Source organism: Aliivibrio sp. 1S175 (genome assembly GCF_001690985.1).
Lineage (GTDB): Bacteria > Pseudomonadota > Gammaproteobacteria > Enterobacterales > Vibrionaceae > Aliivibrio.
Map to the genome: position 1 here is coordinate 33,469 of NZ_MAJS01000068.1, position 16,878 is coordinate 50,346.

General features: G+C 40.3%; 15 protein-coding genes. 5 read left to right on the plus strand and 10 right to left on the minus strand.

Translation table 11 applies throughout. From position 1 onward, the window contains the following. Positions 1–128 precede the first annotated feature (128 nt). The 4 genes from cgtA (at position 129) to folA (ending at position 3,191) form a co-directional block, all read left to right on the plus strand. The gene (gene cgtA / locus A6E06_RS14875; protein ID WP_065592246.1) at positions 129–1,307 is read left to right on the plus strand and encodes an Obg family GTPase CgtA; all 1,179 of its coding nucleotides are present in this window, start codon (positions 129–131) and stop codon (positions 1,305–1,307) included. A gap of 122 nt (positions 1,308–1,429) precedes the next feature. Further along, entirely contained in the window at positions 1,430–2,197 is a 768-nt protein-coding gene (locus A6E06_RS14880) for a threonine/serine exporter ThrE family protein (protein WP_065592245.1), read from the plus strand. Next, positions 2,197–2,688 (plus strand): threonine/serine exporter family protein, encoded by a 492-nt coding sequence (locus A6E06_RS14885; protein ID WP_065592244.1) that lies wholly within the window; start codon positions 2,197–2,199, stop codon positions 2,686–2,688. Before A6E06_RS14880 ends, A6E06_RS14885 begins: the two co-directional genes overlap by 1 nt. A 23-nt stretch (positions 2,689–2,711) precedes the next feature. Next, complete coding sequence (folA, locus tag A6E06_RS14890) at positions 2,712–3,191, plus strand: type 3 dihydrofolate reductase (RefSeq protein ID WP_065592243.1); 480 nt, start codon at positions 2,712–2,714, stop codon at positions 3,189–3,191. A 207-nt stretch (positions 3,192–3,398) separates the two neighbouring features. Here folA and apaH read toward each other — a convergent pair whose 3' ends face one another. The 5 genes from apaH to lptD form a co-directional block, all read right to left on the minus strand. After that, complete coding sequence (apaH, locus tag A6E06_RS14895) at positions 3,399–4,223, minus strand: bis(5'-nucleosyl)-tetraphosphatase (symmetrical) ApaH (RefSeq protein WP_065592242.1); 825 nt, start codon at positions 4,221–4,223, stop codon at positions 3,399–3,401. Between the two features lie 96 nt (positions 4,224–4,319). Then, entirely contained in the window at positions 4,320–5,153 is an 834-nt protein-coding gene (gene rsmA, locus A6E06_RS14900) for a 16S rRNA (adenine(1518)-N(6)/adenine(1519)-N(6))-dimethyltransferase RsmA (RefSeq protein WP_065592241.1), read from the minus strand. After that, positions 5,150–6,139, minus strand: a complete 990-nt coding sequence (gene pdxA / locus A6E06_RS14905) for a 4-hydroxythreonine-4-phosphate dehydrogenase PdxA (RefSeq protein ID WP_083190355.1) — start codon at positions 6,137–6,139, stop codon at positions 5,150–5,152. Before pdxA ends, rsmA begins: the two co-directional genes overlap by 4 nt. After that, on the minus strand, positions 6,132–7,445 hold the full coding sequence (surA, locus tag A6E06_RS14910; protein WP_065592239.1) for a peptidylprolyl isomerase SurA: 1,314 nt from the start codon (positions 7,443–7,445) through the stop codon (positions 6,132–6,134). Before surA ends, pdxA begins: the two co-directional genes overlap by 8 nt. A 69-nt stretch (positions 7,446–7,514) precedes the next feature. Further along, positions 7,515–9,875 (minus strand): LPS assembly protein LptD, encoded by a 2,361-nt coding sequence (gene lptD, locus A6E06_RS14915; RefSeq protein ID WP_065592238.1) that lies wholly within the window; start codon positions 9,873–9,875, stop codon positions 7,515–7,517. A 207-nt stretch (positions 9,876–10,082) separates the two neighbouring features. Here lptD and djlA point away from each other — a divergent pair, with 207 nt between their 5' ends. Next, positions 10,083–10,934: a co-chaperone DjlA gene (gene djlA, locus A6E06_RS14920; protein WP_065592237.1), complete on the plus strand. Its 852-nt coding sequence runs from the start codon at positions 10,083–10,085 to the stop codon at positions 10,932–10,934. Between the two features lie 23 nt (positions 10,935–10,957). Here djlA and A6E06_RS14925 read toward each other — a convergent pair whose 3' ends face one another. The 5 genes from A6E06_RS14925 to leuA form a co-directional block, all read right to left on the minus strand. Next, the gene (locus A6E06_RS14925; protein ID WP_065592236.1) at positions 10,958–11,737 is read right to left on the minus strand and encodes a DUF547 domain-containing protein; all 780 of its coding nucleotides are present in this window, start codon (positions 11,735–11,737) and stop codon (positions 10,958–10,960) included. A 124-nt stretch (positions 11,738–11,861) separates the two neighbouring features. Next, on the minus strand, positions 11,862–12,464 hold the full coding sequence (gene leuD / locus A6E06_RS14930) for a 3-isopropylmalate dehydratase small subunit (RefSeq protein ID WP_065592235.1): 603 nt from the start codon (positions 12,462–12,464) through the stop codon (positions 11,862–11,864). A gap of 11 nt (positions 12,465–12,475) precedes the next feature. Next, positions 12,476–13,891 (minus strand): 3-isopropylmalate dehydratase large subunit, encoded by a 1,416-nt coding sequence (leuC, locus tag A6E06_RS14935; RefSeq protein ID WP_065592234.1) that lies wholly within the window; start codon positions 13,889–13,891, stop codon positions 12,476–12,478. 15 nt (positions 13,892–13,906) lie between these two features. Beyond that, positions 13,907–14,998, minus strand: a complete 1,092-nt coding sequence (leuB, locus tag A6E06_RS14940) for a 3-isopropylmalate dehydrogenase (RefSeq protein ID WP_065592233.1) — start codon at positions 14,996–14,998, stop codon at positions 13,907–13,909. Positions 14,999–15,080: 82 nt separating this feature from the next. After that, the gene (gene leuA / locus A6E06_RS14945) at positions 15,081–16,628 is read right to left on the minus strand and encodes a 2-isopropylmalate synthase (protein ID WP_065592232.1); all 1,548 of its coding nucleotides are present in this window, start codon (positions 16,626–16,628) and stop codon (positions 15,081–15,083) included. Positions 16,629–16,878 lie beyond the last annotated feature (250 nt).

Sequence of the window (16,878 nt, forward strand, 5' to 3'; positions counted from 1 at the left end):
ATATATTACGTAGCGTAAAGATCATAGAAGATCCATTCTCATAATGTCATTTTGATTTACAGTGAAAAGCTTGTATCAGAATGGACAATTACTGAAAAGATTACCAGCGCTACAGCTCGGAGAAGAAAATGAAATTCGTTGATGAAGCGACAATTAAAGTAGATGCAGGCGACGGCGGTAACGGTACTGTTAGTTTTTGGCGTGAAAAGTTTGTTGCTAAAGGCGGCCCTGATGGCGGTGATGGCGGCGACGGTGGTGATGTTTACCTAGAAGCGGATGAAAACCTAAATACACTTATTGATTACCGCTTCAATCGTTTTTACGACGCTGAGCGTGGTAAAAATGGTGGTGGTACTAATAGTACTGGTCGACGTGGTGCAGACATTACGTTGAAAGTACCTGTAGGTACGCGTGCTATTGATATTGATACTGGTGAGAAAGTTGCAGAACTAATGGCTCACGGTATGAAGATCATGGTTGCTAAAGGCGGCTGGCATGGTTTAGGTAATACTCGTTTTAAATCATCGGTTAACCGTGCTCCTCGTCAAAAGACAATGGGAACAAAAGGTGAAGTTCGTGAGCTTCGTCTAGAGCTTCTTTTGCTTGCTGATGTTGGTATGCTTGGTTTACCAAATGCCGGTAAATCAACCTTTATTCGTGCAGTATCTGCAGCAAAACCAAAAGTAGCTGATTATCCATTTACGACCCTTATCCCTAGCTTAGGTGTGGTTCGTGCTCGTGGTAATAAGAGCTTCGTTATTGCGGATATTCCTGGTCTGATTGAAGGTGCAGCTGAAGGTGCAGGCCTTGGTGTTCGTTTCTTGAAACACCTTGAGCGTTGTCGTGTCTTGCTTCATGTGATTGATATTCTTCCTATTGATGGCAGTGATCCTGTTCAAAATGCATTAACTATCATTGATGAGTTAGAGCGTTACAGTGAAAAAGTAGCTAGAAAACCTCGTTGGTTATTATTTAACAAGACGGATCTTCTTCTTGAAGAAGAAGCGAATGAAAAGATCTCTGAGATCTTAGAAGCGTTAGCTTGGGAAGGCGCTCACTTTAAGATTGCTGCGGTAAGTCGTACAGGTACTCAAGAAGTTTGTAATGAGCTGTCTGACTTTATGGATACTTTACCAAAAGAAATTATGACAGATGAAGAAAAAGCAGAGCTTAAAGTTGACTTCATGTGGGATGATTACCATAAAGACGCAATGTCAGGTAAAAACGTAGTTACTGAAGACGGTGACGATGATGATGATTGGGATGACGAAGAAGATGACGGTCATGTTATCTATGCTCGTGATTAAGTCTTAATCAAGATAATTATTATAAAAAACCGCACTTGTTGCGGTTTTTTTTATTTAAGTCATTAAAGATAAAAATGAATAGCTTAGAATGGAGGTTCATTTAGTTAACTATTACGAAGAAAATGGACGAAAAGCAAAGGGAAATATCACGCCTAGTCGCCAAAACTGGGCAAATGTTACTTCAACATGGTGCTGAAAGTAGCTTAGTTTCAGATGTGAGTCGACGATTAGGACTTGCAGTTGGAGCTGATGACGTTGAAATATCACTATCAGCAAGCTCACTTGTAATTACGACAGTGATAAATGAACATTGCATGACAACAGCTCGTAGAGCGCCAGATCGCGGTATAAATATGAGAGCCGTGACAGAGATCCAACGGATCTGCATTATGTCTGAAAAAGGCTTATTAGATAGACATGAAGCCGCTATAAAGTTAGATGCGATTAGTCCGGAAAGATATAATCGTTGGCTTGTAGTTGTGATGATTGGATTATCTTGCGCCAGTTTTTGTCGCTTAGCCGGTGGTGATTGGCCTGTTTTTATAATGACATTTCTTGCTTCTTCTTTAGGGATGATTGTTAGACAAGAGATTGGGCATCGGCACTTCAATCCATTACTGAACTTCGGCATAACAGCCTTCGTTACTACTATTATTTCTTCTCAAGCTGTTGTTTTTAATATTGGAAATACTCCCTTTCTTGCAATGGCTTCTTCTGTTTTGATGTTGGTTCCCGGTTTTCCCTTAATTAATGCTGTTGCAGATATGGTGAAAGGCTACGTGAATATGGGAATTGCGCGTTGGACATTTGCCACTCTGCTTACGTTATCAACCAGTATTGGTATTGTTGGTGCTATGAATTTAGTCGGCGTATGGGGGTGGATTAACTGATGGACAATATAATGACGAATGCGATGGTTGAATTATTCTTAGCATTATTAAACGATATGTTTTTTGCAATGATCCCCGCGGTAGGTTTTGCTCTCGTTTTTAATGTACCGGTAAAGGCTTTAAAATATTGTGCAATTGGTGGAGCAATTGGACATGGTACTCGATTCTTACTAATGCATTATGGTGCACCATTAGAGTGGGCGACACTATGCGCCGCAACAACGGTGGGTATGATCGGAGTACATTGGTCTCATCGTTTTCTTGCTCATCCTAAAGTATTTACCGTAGCAGCACTAATTCCGATGATCCCTGGTGTTTTTGCCTTTAAGGCAATGATTGCTGTTGTAGAGATTAACCATCTTGGTTATTCACCGGAACTGTGGGGGTTGATGATTGATAATCTAGTTAAAACTTTATTTACAATAGCAGCATTAGCAATTGGTCTTGCTATGCCTGGTCTACTGTTTTACCGTAGAAAGTCGATTGTTTAAATCTGAATATATAAGGAATAGTTTTGAAAATTAGCATGATCGCCGCAATGGCAAAGAATCGTATTATTGGTATTGATAACCAAATGCCATGGCACTTACCTGCTGATTTTGGATGGTTTAAGCAATGCACTATGGGTAAGCCAATTGTAATGGGGCGTAAAACCTATGAATCGATTGGTCGCCCTTTGCCGGGTCGTTTAAATATTGTATTAAGCCGCGATGTGAATCTGAAGATTGAAGGGGTCACTTGTGTGACTTCAATTGATGAAGCGAAACAAGTCGCTGGTGATATTGACGAGCTAATGGTCATTGGTGGTGGTTCAATTTATCAAGCCTGTCTTGCTGATGCTGACAAACTGTATCTTACGTTTATCGATGCTGATATCGAAGGTGATACTCAATTTCCAGATTGGGGTGAGGGTTGGAAGCCGGCTCATTCTGAAACGTATTTGAAAGATGAAAAGAATAAATATGATATGGAATTTGTGGTTCTTGAACGATAGAGACTATACGCTAGGCTAACTAGAAACTAGACCGCTTCGCTTCTATAAGAGCAGGGTTCAGATCGCTTCGCTTGCAGGTTTCAGGTGTACTCGCTTTTGATTTTCCGGAAACCTCATTCTTTGCTCTTATAGTCTCTAGTCAGCGAAGCGTATCGTTTCTAGTTTCTGTACTTACTCGTCCCTCGAGCGTAGCGTCCTCGTATCTCGTTACTGCTCTATTGCCTTCTGCGTAAAATACTTCCCATCATCAACACGATACATCGTCATATACTCACCCCAAACACAACCTGTATCCAACGCTATCACGTCATTTCCATCATACCCCATCAGAGCAGCCCAATGACCAAATATGACTCTATGAGTTAGAGGAAGGCGGGAGCTTAACTCAAACCAAGGGACTAATTTATCTTTATCTTCTGCTGATAAGTCCTGTGGAGGTTGTTTACAATCCATATCTAATCTTGCGTCATTAAAACAAAAACGCATGCGTGTAAAGGCGTTGATAATATAGCGATAACGCTCGATACCAGTAAGATCTGCTCGCCATAAATCAGGATGGTTTTCGTACATATTCTCTAATAACCAAACCCATTTATCTGATTGTAAAATCGCTTCAACTTCACGAGCGCATTCCATCGCTATATTGATGTCCCATTGAGGAGAAATACCAGCATGACTCATTACAATATTATGCTCAGGGTGAATGGCTAATAAAGGTTGTTGGCGTAACCACGTTAATAATTCTTTACTGTCTGGCGCGGAGAAAATAGGGGCGGTTTTATCTTTCTCTTTGACACGAGAAATGCCCTGAGATACAGCAAGTAAGTGAAGGTCATGGTTTCCAAGAATGGTGACAGCGGCTTTCCCTAATGATTTTACAAAGCGAAGGGTTTCTAATGATTTAGGTCCGCGAGCAACAAGATCGCCAGTTAACCAGAGCTGGTCGTATTCTCTATCGAAATTAACCTGTTCTAAAAGTAAAAGTAGTTCGTCTAAACACCCTTGAATATCACCCACAAAATACGTTGCCATGTCCCTTTCCTTTTATTAGTTGGGTATAAAATAGATAGAAAAAAGGTGACAATGAAGTCACCTTTTATTTACTAGTTGTTAGTCATGTATAAAGACTTAAGCTGATTCTTTTGATTCAGCTTGGAAGTTATCATTTAACCAGTTTGCCATCGTTACAAATTGTTCTAACGTTAAGTTTTCAGGGCGAAGAGTAGGATTGATGCCTAATTCTTCTAGCTGCTCTCTAGTTAGTAATGCTTTAAAACAGTTACGAACTGTTTTACGACGCTGATTAAAGCCTTCACGACATACACGATCAAGCCACTTTAGGTTTTTTGCCGGATATGGAAGTACTTCATAAGGCACTAAGCGAACAACCGCAGAATCAACTTTCGGTGGTGGAACAAATGCTGTTGGTGGCACTTCAAGTACAGGCATTACTCTACAGTAATATTGTGCCATAACGGTTAGGCGACCATAAGCTTTAGTCCCAGGACCCGCAGCTAGACGGTTAACCACTTCTTTTTGTAGCATAAAGTGCATGTCTTGGATGTCTTTATGAAACTCAAAAAGGTGGAACATTAAAGGTGTTGAGATGTTATATGGCAAGTTACCAAAAATACGTAATTTATTACCTTCTTGGATAAGTTGCGTGAAGTCGAAGCGCATTGCGTCGCCTTCATGAATCGTTAGTTTGCTACCTAGTTCTGGGTGCGTACGTAAACGAGCAGCCAAGTCACGGTCAAGTTCAATAACGGTAAATTTGTCAATTTCACGGCCAACAGGTTCAGTGATAGCACCAAGACCTGGACCAATTTCTACTAGGTTTTGGCCTGGTAGAGGATTAATTGCAGATACGATTCCATCGATCACATAAGGGTCATTTAAGAAGTTCTGACCAAAGCGTTTCTTCGCTTTATGGCCTAAATGGACATCATTTCTTGTACTCATTTATTTTCTACCAGTTCAATTGCATGGGTAAGTGCGGTAATAAAGCTTCCTGCATCTGCTTTTCCAGTACCTGCTAATTCCAATGCAGTACCATGGTCTACGGAGGTTCGGATGAAAGGTAAACCTAACGTAATGTTTACCGATTTTCCAAAGCCTTTAAATTTTAGCACAGGAAGCCCTTGATCGTGATACATAGCGAGTACCGCGTCCGCTTCTTGTAGGTATTTATCTTGAAATAACGTGTCTGCTGGCAATGGACCGATTAAGTTCATGCCTTCTTCTTCACGTAATTCATTTAATGCAGGCGCTATGATATCAATTTCTTCGCGACCAAGACAGCCATCTTCACCTGCATGCGGATTTAATCCACAGACAAAAATAGCAGGGTTAATGATGCCAAACTTAGTGATTAAATCTTGATGTAAGATTCGAATGACTTGTTTTAATCGGTCATCAGTAATTGCTTTAGCGACATAAGCTAAAGGTATGTGAGTAGTTACTAACGCAACGCGAAGTCCCTCTGTTGCTAGCATCATTACAACTTGTTGTGTATTAGATAATTCGGCAAAGAACTCGGTATGGCCACTAAAAGCAACACCTGCACGATTAATTACCCCTTTGTGTACTGGGCCGGTAACTACGGCATCAAACTCACCATCCATATTACCTTGAGCGGCGCGCGTTAAGGTTTCTAATACATAGTGACCATTCACTTCATTTAGCTGACCAGCAATAACGTCTGTGCCTAATTCGATGTTATCTACAATTAATGTCCCAGCACGATGAGATTTTGCGGGTGTATTTACATCGTAGTTTTCAATATTAATTGATAACTTTAATTGTTTTGCTCTTTGTTCTAATGCCGTTCGATTACCACAGATAACCAACTGATGAGGCCAATCTTGTTGTGCAATAGTAAGAACAAGATCTGGACCAATACCCGCGGGCTCACCTGGGGTGATAGCTATACGTTTAATATTATTCATTTTCATCACTGCTATCATTATCTTGTAATATTTCGACGTAAGCACTTGCTCTTATTTCTTGTAACCAAGCACCTGATTCTTCGTTAAACTTACGGTTCATTAGAATGCGGTAAGCTTTATTTTTCATTGCTGCATCCGTTCTATCAACTTGGCGACGCTCTAATACTTCAGCAATATGCCAGCCATGAACTGTTTTAAATGGTGCACTTATCTGCCCTATTGGTAATGTTTCTATTTGGTGCTTAAATTCAGGAACGTATAAATCAGGGGTTTGGAAGCCTAATTCACCATCTTTTGCGGCAGAGCCTGGATCTTGGCTATAGCGTTTAGCCATTTCGGCAAAGGTATCATTACCTGCTTTAATGTCTGCGATAATATTATTTAGCTGACGTTGTGCACCTTCATCACTCATGATTACCGAGGTCTTGATTAAGATATGGCGTGCATTTACTTCGGTTACTGCGATTGTTTCAAGCCCTTTTACATCATCGATTTTAAGAATATGAAAACCAACGCCTGAACGGAAAGGGCCAATAATACTATTTTTACCTTCGCCGGTAATTTGGTCTGCGAAGATGGTAGGCATTTCTTCTTTACGCATCCAACCCCAATCGCCACCTTGTAGTGCTTTCGGACCTTTTGAATAAGTGTATGCCATGGTAGCGAAATCAGCACCTTGCTTTAATCGTTCCGTTAGATCTTTTGCTTGTTGCTCTAACGCTTCTTTATCCGCTTGAGTTGCACCATCTTCTATTCGTAGTTGAATATGGCTTATTTTGTATTGAACGGTAGCCTGAGTTTCTTCTGATAGTAATAAGGCGAGACTTTCTACTTCTTGTGGCAATATGTTTATACGACGACGAACTTGCGCATTTCGAGCTTCACTTGCTGCTATCTCTTTACGAATTTGCTCTCGAAAACTAGCATAAGACAGCCCTTGTGCGGCTGTTTTCTGCTGTAGTTGAGCAAGTGTCATATTGTTTTCTTTTGCAATACTTTTCAACGCATCTTCTAAGCGAGTATCATCAATTCGAATGCCCATTTTTTCAGCTTGTTGAGTTTGAATCGTATCTACAATAAGCTTTTCAAGAACTTGTTCACGAAGTATAGATTCTTCTGGTAAAGGTTGATTTTTTTCTTGAGCGTTTATTTTTATTGTTTTTAGTGAAGTATCAATATCACTTTGAAGGACTACGCCTTCGTCAACAATCGCCACCACTCGGTCAAGTTCAACCGGTGCTGCTTGTACATTGATGGTTAGCATTAATAATAAGGTGCTAACCAATGGGAATTTCCAGTTTTTCATAGTGTCATCCAAGAGTAAGGAGCATGAAATACCGTTAGAGAAAAGGTATTTCATGTATGTCCGTATAAATTAATTATTTAAATAAAATGGGCGACCATAGCCTAAAGCATTGGTTGCAGAACCTGAGGTTACAGCTGTGTTTGTACCTAATCCTCTAATACCAATTGAAAGCATTACATTACTTTCATATTCTGGTTGGTAAGAACCTATTGTTCCTGGAGTATCAGAGTTTGGAGCAATTAATTGATTACTGTAAGTTAAGCCAAATGACCAACAATCACTCATATACATAGCGCCGACCAGTGCTTCTATCATTTGGTCTTCTTTTGTATCATGGAAATATTGGCCTTGTAGGGCCCAATTATTACCAATATTATATTGAGTGAGTAGTCCTGCTTGATAAATACCGAACTGTGTAATCTTTTCTAAAGAGTCTTCAAAGTTCACGTTACTTTCAATGTAGTTTTTACTTACATAACGATAATTTACTTGAACGTATCCTTTAGGTACTCGATATTCCAAAGTACTGTTTGCGACTTGAAGTTCATCCTCATTCGAGTCATATTGAATGCCGCCATGATAAAATAGATAATCATCATAATTAAAGTCGCTTTCAATTGCCCAAGCTGACGAGTTTTTACTGTCATTATTGTCGTTTTTAGTACCTGTACCTGAAAGGTAGAGGATTTGACCAAAAGAAATATTCATACGCTCTTTATAAGAATTATCATAAAATCGCGATGTTGCACCAATACTAAATTGGTTAGCTTGTGCAATGTAATCAACACCACTGTATTGACGATCTCTAAATAGTCCGTAGTAGTCTAGTTGTAATTTGTTGCTGTCATAGCCTCCATCACCGGTACCACCGTAGATTTCACTTTGATCGACCTCTGGAACATACAGGTATTGTATTTTAGGTTCTAAGGTTTGTAAGTATTCACCTAAAAATTTATGTGTGCTGTCTAAATAAATCGCACCATTGATGCGAACTTCAGGAATTGTTCTGTCTGTTTCTTCTTCTAAATCAGATAATGATGCACTTTTTGAATCAAATTCTTGTGAATAATATGTATAAAGCAGGCTTGCTTCTGGTGTTAATGACCACCAAGTTGAGCTTAATGGTAAGCTTAATTTGGGCTCCATGTGCACACGAGTTGCAGATGGTTTTGATGGATCATCAGTTTCAAACTTACTTATATGACTATGTAGGGTGAAATCCAGCTCTTTATAAAGCTGTGGAGCGTAATAATTAAATTCAAGTTGTGGCATTAAGCGATATGGATTTTGATCATCGACTAATACTTGGAAGTCACGAACACGCATGGTCATATCCCAATCTTGAGTTCGATAGGAGACCTCACCTGATTGTTGTAATTGACCTTCATCTCGCGTACCAATGCTAGAACTTAAGTCTTGAAAATAATCAATATCACTGACTTGAGCGTATTCAACATCAAATTTCCAATTCTTCTCATATATTCCTGAATGATTCCAACTGATTCCCCAACGAGAGCCTTTATCTTTAAATTTAGCATCGTCATTAAGGTATTCAAGGTCGACAGTACCTTCACCAAAGTTTTCTAAATAACGAAATTCACCTTCGAATTGAGTACCACGTTTTTCCATATAATTAAGGGTCGTAGTGGCGTCATAATTTGGTGCTATATTCCAATAGATAGGAATGGATAGTTCAAAGCCATTTTTACTGTCTAAGCCAGCGCTAGGTATTAGTAGACCTGTTTTTCGAGTATCGCCGACAGGAACGGTGACATAAGGAAGATATAAAATAGGGACATCAAGTACTTCAAAGCGAGCATTGTAGAATGTTGCCCATTCATCAGATTGATCAAGTTCGATATCACTGGCTTTAAAACGCCAACTGTTATCGTCAGCCGGGCAAGTGGTAAAAGAAGCATCTTCAAGTTGATAAATGGCTTGTCCTGTTTTTAATACTCTACTTGCTTCTCCTCGAATTGGTTGACACGCCATTCTATAGGAAGTGTTGATCATGGTGGTGTCTTCGGTGGTTAAATCAGTCGTGACCTTATCCGATGTTGACCTCATATCCATGCTTGAGTAATCTACATTGCCCTCTGCAATAGCAATATTCTCTTGTTGATGCAAAGTAATACTGTCTGCTTTGATCTCTTGACGGCCTTTAATAATATGAACGTTACCTTTATAGGTCGCTTTTGAATTATTACTGGCTTCAACGCTGTCTGCTTGAATAAGCACAGGTTGTTGATCTTCTTCCTCTTTTGAGGTTTTATCTGGTACTTCACAGGAGTTTACTGTGTCAGATTGCAAAGGGAAGATTATGCTACTTTCTGGAGATACAGGTTTACTTCCATCATCAGCGATGACGGGAGAACCGTAAAGAAGGCATCCAGCAAATGAAGCAAGTAGGCTGCGAGAGGTAAAAGGCATCGAGTTAGACGTTCCTGTTCGTTATATTAATCCGCTGATATACTCAAAGAGACTAGACAGAGTCAGTTGTTTATAATAAAGCAAAAGCCATACCCAAACCACCCATAAGATGTCGCTATCATCTATTAATGGTTGTAAAGTAACAGGCTGCGTTTGCTCAGAGTGTGACAGAGTAAAAATAGAATAATTCATTAATTGGAATATAAAATGCAAATATTTGGCAAAATATTAGGTGGTTTTTTTGGTTTCCTATTTGGCGGCTTTTTTGGCGCGGCATTAGGGCTCTTTATTGGTCATCAATTTGATAAAGCAAAACGCATGGCAAACAGCGGTTTTACCTTTCAAACTGGCGGTGCTTCTCAAACTCAAAAGCAAGCGGAGTTTTTCCATGCTGCTTTTGCTGTTATGGGGCACGTTGCGAAAGCAAAAGGGCAAGTGACAGCACAAGAGATCCAATTAGCATCTATGATGATGGATCGTATGAACTTAAGTGCTTCTCAAAAGAAAGAAGCACAAGAAGCGTTCATTGAAGGTAAAGATAATGACTTTCCATTGCGAGAAACGCTGCAAAAAATTCGGTCGATCACCGGTGGTCGTTATGACCTATTGCAATTCTTTTTAGAACTGCAAATTGCATCAGCGATTGCTGACGGTGATATTCACCCAAGTGAGCGTGACATCTTACATATTGTTGCTGAAGAACTTGGTTTTAGTGCTGAACAACTTGAAAAACGCTTAAAGATGCAAGAAGCCGCTTTTCGTTTTCAACAAGGTGGAGGCTTCTCTGGTCAGCAGGGTGGTTCACATCAAAGTCATGGACAGTGGCAAAAAGCCAGTTCAGCAGATCAACTGAAAGATGCATATAATTTATTAGGTGTTAGTGAGGATGCCGATGCGAAAGCAATTAAGCGCGCGCATCGTAAGCTAATGAATGAACATCACCCTGATAAGTTAGTAGCGAAAGGCTTACCACCTGAAATGATGAACATGGCAAAAGAAAAAGCACAAGAAATCCAAGGTGCGTACGATTTAATTAAGAAAGCAAAAGGGATGAAATAATCCCTTTATTTGAATGAACAATATTATTGTTTATTCAGATCCCAATCGTACTCATAACTGATATCGCCTTTGAATGGTTTTAATTCTGGGCGATATTTTTTTAGGTGTGCAAAAAGTTGCTGTTGATTGCCAAAATCGAGAACGAACCACTCATAGATAGATGAAAGTTGAACTTTGTTATTAGTAATAAGTACGCCTTTTTTACTATTAATAAATTCTGTGGCGGCTTTATTCAGTAATTGTTCGCTGTTGTTTGCTGTGAATACTTTTGCCTGTAGGTTAGGGCAACCAAAACTGGCACAATTCACCGCATAGTGGGTTCTTGGGTCGTTCCAAATTGGGCGAAGAATTCGATGCTCAATGTCATTTAAGGTTAAGGCTTTACCTGCGACCGTAATCACTTCTTCATCCCAAGGTCCAAAACTAAACAGCCCTCCCAATTTTGTAATCGACTTGATTGGATAGTTATCTAAAATAATTTTTACAGTGATGGCATTATAAAGATTTACCCAATAAGCATATTGCTCAGATTTCTTATACTTTCTAGGGTCAATTCGGCGCATTTGGCGTAAATAACTATTTAAGATTTTCTCATCAGAATTAGTTACATTAGCATAATCAAAAAGAGAGTATTCCCCTTGATTTTCTAGGTATTTATCTAATGTTTGCTGCCAATATTGGTGTGAAATAGTGGTGGCATTTTTTTCATTACTTGCATCCCAATAATCCCATAATTCAGATTTTGGTGCTGCAAAAGTATTGAATGAGAAAAGCAAAAGTAACGAGGAGATAAGGGTTTTCATAAAAGGTACCTGACTTTTGTTTACTAATAATTATGTATTATAGATGGCCTGTGTTTTATAGACAAAAAAGAGGTTGATACGTTCATATCAACCTCTAATATTTCCTGAATACGAATCCTGAATCCTATTTCAAGAAGCTTGGGATCTTCGCTTCATATTCTGAGATTTTATCAGCGTGTTGCAGCGTTAAACCTATATTGTCTAAACCATTTAATAAACAGTGGCGACGGAATTCATCAATTTCAAAGTTGTATTGTTTCCCGTTAGCGGTTACTAACATCGCTTCTAAATCAACGGTGATTTCTGCGCCTTCGTTTGCTTCAACGAATTGGAAAATTTCATCCACTTCAATGTCCGTTAAACGAACTGGGATCATCTGGTTATTGATTGAGTTACCATAAAAAATATCGGCAAAGCTTGGGGTGATCATGACTTGAATACCATAATCAGCTAATGCCCAAGGGGCGTGTTCACGAGATGAACCACAACCAAAATTCTCACGAGCAAGGAGAATACTTGCGCCTTGGTAACGTGGTGCATTCATCACAAACTCAGGGTTTGCTTGCTCACCAGCATCATCAAGAAATCGCCAGTCATGGAATAAGTGTTTACCAAAACCAGTGCGGTTTACTTTTTGTAGAAACTGCTTTGGAATGATCGCATCGGTATCAATGTTTGCCGTATTTAAAGGAACGACTAGACCTGTATGTTGCTTAAAACCTGACATAGTAAATTCCTTTATGCTTGTGCTGTAACAGTGCGAATATCAACAAAGTGGCCTGCAATTGCCGCTGCTGCTGCCATTGCTGGGCTAACTAGGTGAGTTCGACCATCACGGCCTTGGCGACCTTCAAAGTTACGGTTAGATGTTGATGCACAACGCTCTTGTGGACCTAAACGATCGTTATTCATTGCAAGACACATAGAGCAACCCGGTAAGCGCCATTCAAAACCTGCCTCTTTAAAGATCACATCTAGACCTTCTTTTTCTGCTTGTGCTTTTACTTGCTCAGAACCTGGAACAATTAACGCTTGAACATGAGCAGCCACTTTATTCCCTTTTGCTACGGCGGCAGCAGCGCGCATGTCTTCGATGCGTGAGTTAGTACAAGAGCCAACAAACACTTTATCTACATTGTAATCAGACAGAGATTTACCCGCTTCAAGTCCCATGTAAGCCAGTGCTTTTTCAGCTGACGCTTTTTCTACTGGGTCAGAAAAACTCTCAGGAGCAGGGATTGGTTGATCAACGGCAATGACTTGACCTGGGTTGGTGCCCCAAGTTACTTGAGGTTTAATGTCAGCGGCTTCAAGTGTTACTACAGCATCAAACTCAGCGTCATCGTCCGTTTTTAGTGATGACCAGTATTGAATAGCCGCCGTTAAGTCTTCGCCTTGAGGTGAGAATTTACGGTCAGTAATGTAGTCGAATGTCGTTTGGTCTGGTGCGATAAGGCCTGCTTTAGCACCTAATTCGATTGCCATGTTACATACCGTCATACGACCTTCCATCGTAAGGTCGGTAATCGCTTCTCCACAGAATTCAACCACGTAGCCAGTACCACCAGCAGCCGTTGTTTTACCTATGATCGCAAGCACGATATCTTTTGCCGTAATGCCTTCAGCTACTTTGCCTTTGACTTCGATTTTCATGGTTTTAGCACGTGCTTGTTTTAGCGTTTGTGTCGCTAATACATGCTCTACTTCAGAGGTACCAATACCAAATGCTAACGAACCAAATGCGCCGTGGGTTGCAGTGTGTGAATCACCACACACAATCGTCATACCTGGTAAAGTAATACCGAGCTCTGGGCCCATAACGTGCACAATACCTTGGTATTTATGGTTTAGATCGTAAAGGGTCACGCCAAACTCTTCACAGTTTTTTGATAGCGTCTCCATTTGGATTCGAGCCATTTCACCAGAGGCATTAATGTCTTTGGTTTGTGTCGATACATTATGATCCATTGTTGCGAAAGTTTTACCTACTTGACGAACTTTACGACCTTTTTCACGTAACCCATCAAACGCTTGTGGCGAAGTCACTTCGTGCACCAAGTGACGATCGATGTATAGAATCGGGGTTTCGCCTTTTGCTGCTACAGCAACATGGGCATCATAAACTTTTTCGTATAATGTTTTTGCGTTAGACATTGCTTCTTCCTTGAATTACGAATTCAAAATGTATTCAGCGATTTTATCGCCCATTGCTGAGGTAGTTAGTGCGGGTTTATCACCAGCAAGATCTGCCGTAAGTTCACCTGCTGACAGCGCTTTAGATACGGCAGCTTCAATACTTTGTGCTGCTTCTTCTTCACCTAGGCTGTAACGTAACATCAGTGCAGCAGATAAGATCTGAGCCACTGGGTTTGCGATGTTTTTACCTGCGATATCTGGTGCTGAACCACCTGCTGGTTCATACAAACCAAAGTTATCTTTATTTAGGCTTGCAGAAGGAAGCATACCCATAGAGCCTGTGATCATCGCGCACTCATCAGAGATAATGTCACCAAAGATGTTTGAACATAGCATTACATCAAACTGAGAAGGATCTTTGATTAACTGCATGGTCGCGTTATCAATGTACATATGGCTTAGTTTTACATCTGGGTAATCTTGTGCCACTTCCTCTACCACTTCACGCCATAGAATGGAGCTTTGTAGAACGTTAGCTTTATCAATTGAATAAACGTTTTTATTACGTAGACGAGCTGATTCAAAGGCAATCTTTGCAATACGTTCGATTTCGTAGCGGTGGTAAATTTCAGTATCGTAGGCTTTTTCTTGAGGACCTTCGCCTTCACGACCTTTTGGCTGACCAAAATAGATGCCGCCAGTCAACTCACGAACCACGACGATATCAAAACCATTACCAGAAATATCAGCACGCAGTGGAGAGAAATTTTCTAATCCTTTATGAATTTGCGCAGGACGAAGATTACAGAATAGTTGGAAATGTTTACGCAGAGGAAGTAGGGCACCACGCTCAGGTTGATCGTTAGGTGGTAAGTTTTCCCACTTAGGGCCACCAACCGAACCAAATAATACGGCATCTGATTCTTCACAACCTTTTACTGTGCTCTCTGGTAGCGGACAACCATGGTTATCAATCGCAATACCACCAACATCATGCTGCTCGCGTGAAAATGAAATTGCGTGTTTTTTCTCAATTGCATCCAGAACTTTATGTGCTTGTTCCATTACTTCAGGGCCAATACCATCGCCCGGTAAAATCGCAATTTTGTATGTTTTATTCGTCATGTTAATCCTTTAATCTTTTTATTTAATTTGGTTAATCAGAGAAGATAAAGACTTCCCTGATTTAAAATTATTTTCGACTCTCTTAAACCGCAGTAATCTTCTTTTGCTTAATCTCAGCAATTTGATCTGCGCGGTGAATGCTGTTTATTACGTGAAGTAGTGCTTGACCAGAGGCTTCGATAATATCGGTAGCTAGACCGGTACCGTGATACTTACGACCTTTATAGTTCGCAATAATATCCGCTTGACCTAATCCATCTTCGCCTTCGCCTTTTGCAGTTAGATCAAACTTATCTAGAACAATCTCATAGCCTGTTAGTTTGTAGATACATTGATAAAGTGCATCAACAGGGCCATTACCGACAGCGGCTTCACATTTTTCTTCATCACCACAAAGTAGCTTGATACTGGTTGTCGCCATTACACTGCCTGATTGCACACTTAGGTAATTCAACTTATAGAAATCATCTTCATCACGTAAGTTAGCAAAATGCATTAGGGCTTCTAAATCGTAATCAAACACTTGGCCTTTACGATCCGCTAGCTTCACAAAATCAGCATATAGAGCGTCTAGGTTATATTCTTCGTCTTTATAACCCATTGCATCCATGTGGCTCTTAACCGCAGCACGACCTGAACGACTGGTTAGGTTTAATGCTTTGTTTTTTAAGCCAATAGATTCTGGTGTCATGATTTCATAAGTGTTTTTATTCTTAAGCATACCGTCTTGGTGAATGCCTGAAGAGTGGCTAAAGGCGTTTGCGCCTACGATAGCCTTATTGCTTTGAATTGGCATATTACACAGCTGACTTACCAACTTACTGGTGCGGTGGATCTCATCATTTTTAAGACCCGTATGCACACCTAGATACTCTGAACGAGTCTGCAGGATCATTGCGATTTCTTCTAGAGAACAGTTACCTGCACGCTCACCAATACCATTTATTGTTCCTTCAACTTGACGAGCACCGGCTTGAACCGCAGCAATAGAGTTAGCCACAGACATCCCCAAGTCATCATGACAATGAACGGAGATAATGGCTTTATCGATGTTTGGAACACGGTTAAATAATTGCTGAATAATACCGCCAAATTCACCAGGAATAGTGTAGCCAACGGTGTCTGGAATATTGATGGTGTTTGCACCAGCATTGATGGCTGCTTCTACCATGCGACATAAATTATCAATCGGTGTACGACCTGCATCTTCACAAGAAAACTCAACGTCATCAGTATAATTACGTGCGTGTTTAACCGCTCTTACGCCCATCTCAACCACATCATCGTAGCTACGGCGTAATTTATCTTGAACATGAACGGTAGAAGTAGAAATAAAGGTATGAATTCGGAACGCTTCTGCGACTTTCAATGCTTCTGCTGCTGCATCAATATCTTTAGGAACGGCGCGAGCTAAACCACAAATTCGACTATTTTTAATGTGTTTGGCAATGGTTTGAACTGATTCAAAATCACCTGGAGATGAAACTGGAAAACCCGCCTCAATGACATCAACACCCAGACGCTCAAGCGCATACGCAATCTGTAATTTTTCTTTTACGGTTAAACTCGCTGATAGTGCTTGTTCGCCATCTCGTAAGGTGGTGTCGAAGATAATGACTTGATCGCTCATGGGCTTGCTTCCTTGTGTATGTCGTGCGCTTTAACGACGGTTTTCCATAAAAAAACCCGCCATGTTCAGCGGGTTTTAAAATTTGGTTTATGGCTTCTTTTGTTCCACAACCTACCCGCGTGAGATGTTCACGATCAGGAGGAGGCGAAGAGATAAAGAAGATGCTGTTTTCATTTGAAATACAATCCATAAAATTAATTAACAAATTAATATCGTATTTGGCGCATATCGTCAACCTTTAAATAGCCGT

What these genes read in the sequence shown, in the direction of transcription:
- A6E06_RS14925 (WP_065592236.1), bottom strand. Translation starts at nt 11,737, where the DNA reads ATGAAAACCCTTATCTCCTCGTTACTTTTGCTTTTCTCATTCAATACT.
- leuB (WP_065592233.1), bottom strand. Translation starts at nt 14,998, where the DNA reads ATGACGAATAAAACATACAAAATTGCGATTTTACCGGGCGATGGTATT.
- apaH (WP_065592242.1), bottom strand. Translation starts at nt 4,223, where the DNA reads ATGGCAACGTATTTTGTGGGTGATATTCAAGGGTGTTTAGACGAACTA.
- rsmA (WP_065592241.1), bottom strand. Translation starts at nt 5,153, where the DNA reads ATGAGTACAAGAAATGATGTCCATTTAGGCCATAAAGCGAAGAAACGC.
- lptD (WP_065592238.1), bottom strand. Translation starts at nt 9,875, where the DNA reads ATGCCTTTTACCTCTCGCAGCCTACTTGCTTCATTTGCTGGATGCCTT.
- cgtA (WP_065592246.1), top strand. Translation starts at nt 129, where the DNA reads ATGAAATTCGTTGATGAAGCGACAATTAAAGTAGATGCAGGCGACGGC.
- surA (WP_065592239.1), bottom strand. Translation starts at nt 7,445, where the DNA reads ATGAAAAACTGGAAATTCCCATTGGTTAGCACCTTATTATTAATGCTA.
- pdxA (WP_083190355.1), bottom strand. Translation starts at nt 6,139, where the DNA reads ATGAATAATATTAAACGTATAGCTATCACCCCAGGTGAGCCCGCGGGT.
- leuA (WP_065592232.1), bottom strand. Translation starts at nt 16,628, where the DNA reads ATGAGCGATCAAGTCATTATCTTCGACACCACCTTACGAGATGGCGAA.
- leuD (WP_065592235.1), bottom strand. Translation starts at nt 12,464, where the DNA reads ATGTCAGGTTTTAAGCAACATACAGGTCTAGTCGTTCCTTTAAATACG.
- A6E06_RS14880 (WP_065592245.1), top strand. Translation starts at nt 1,430, where the DNA reads ATGGACGAAAAGCAAAGGGAAATATCACGCCTAGTCGCCAAAACTGGG.
- A6E06_RS14885 (WP_065592244.1), top strand. Translation starts at nt 2,197, where the DNA reads ATGGACAATATAATGACGAATGCGATGGTTGAATTATTCTTAGCATTA.
- leuC (WP_065592234.1), bottom strand. Translation starts at nt 13,891, where the DNA reads ATGTCTAACGCAAAAACATTATACGAAAAAGTTTATGATGCCCATGTT.
- djlA (WP_065592237.1), top strand. Translation starts at nt 10,083, where the DNA reads ATGCAAATATTTGGCAAAATATTAGGTGGTTTTTTTGGTTTCCTATTT.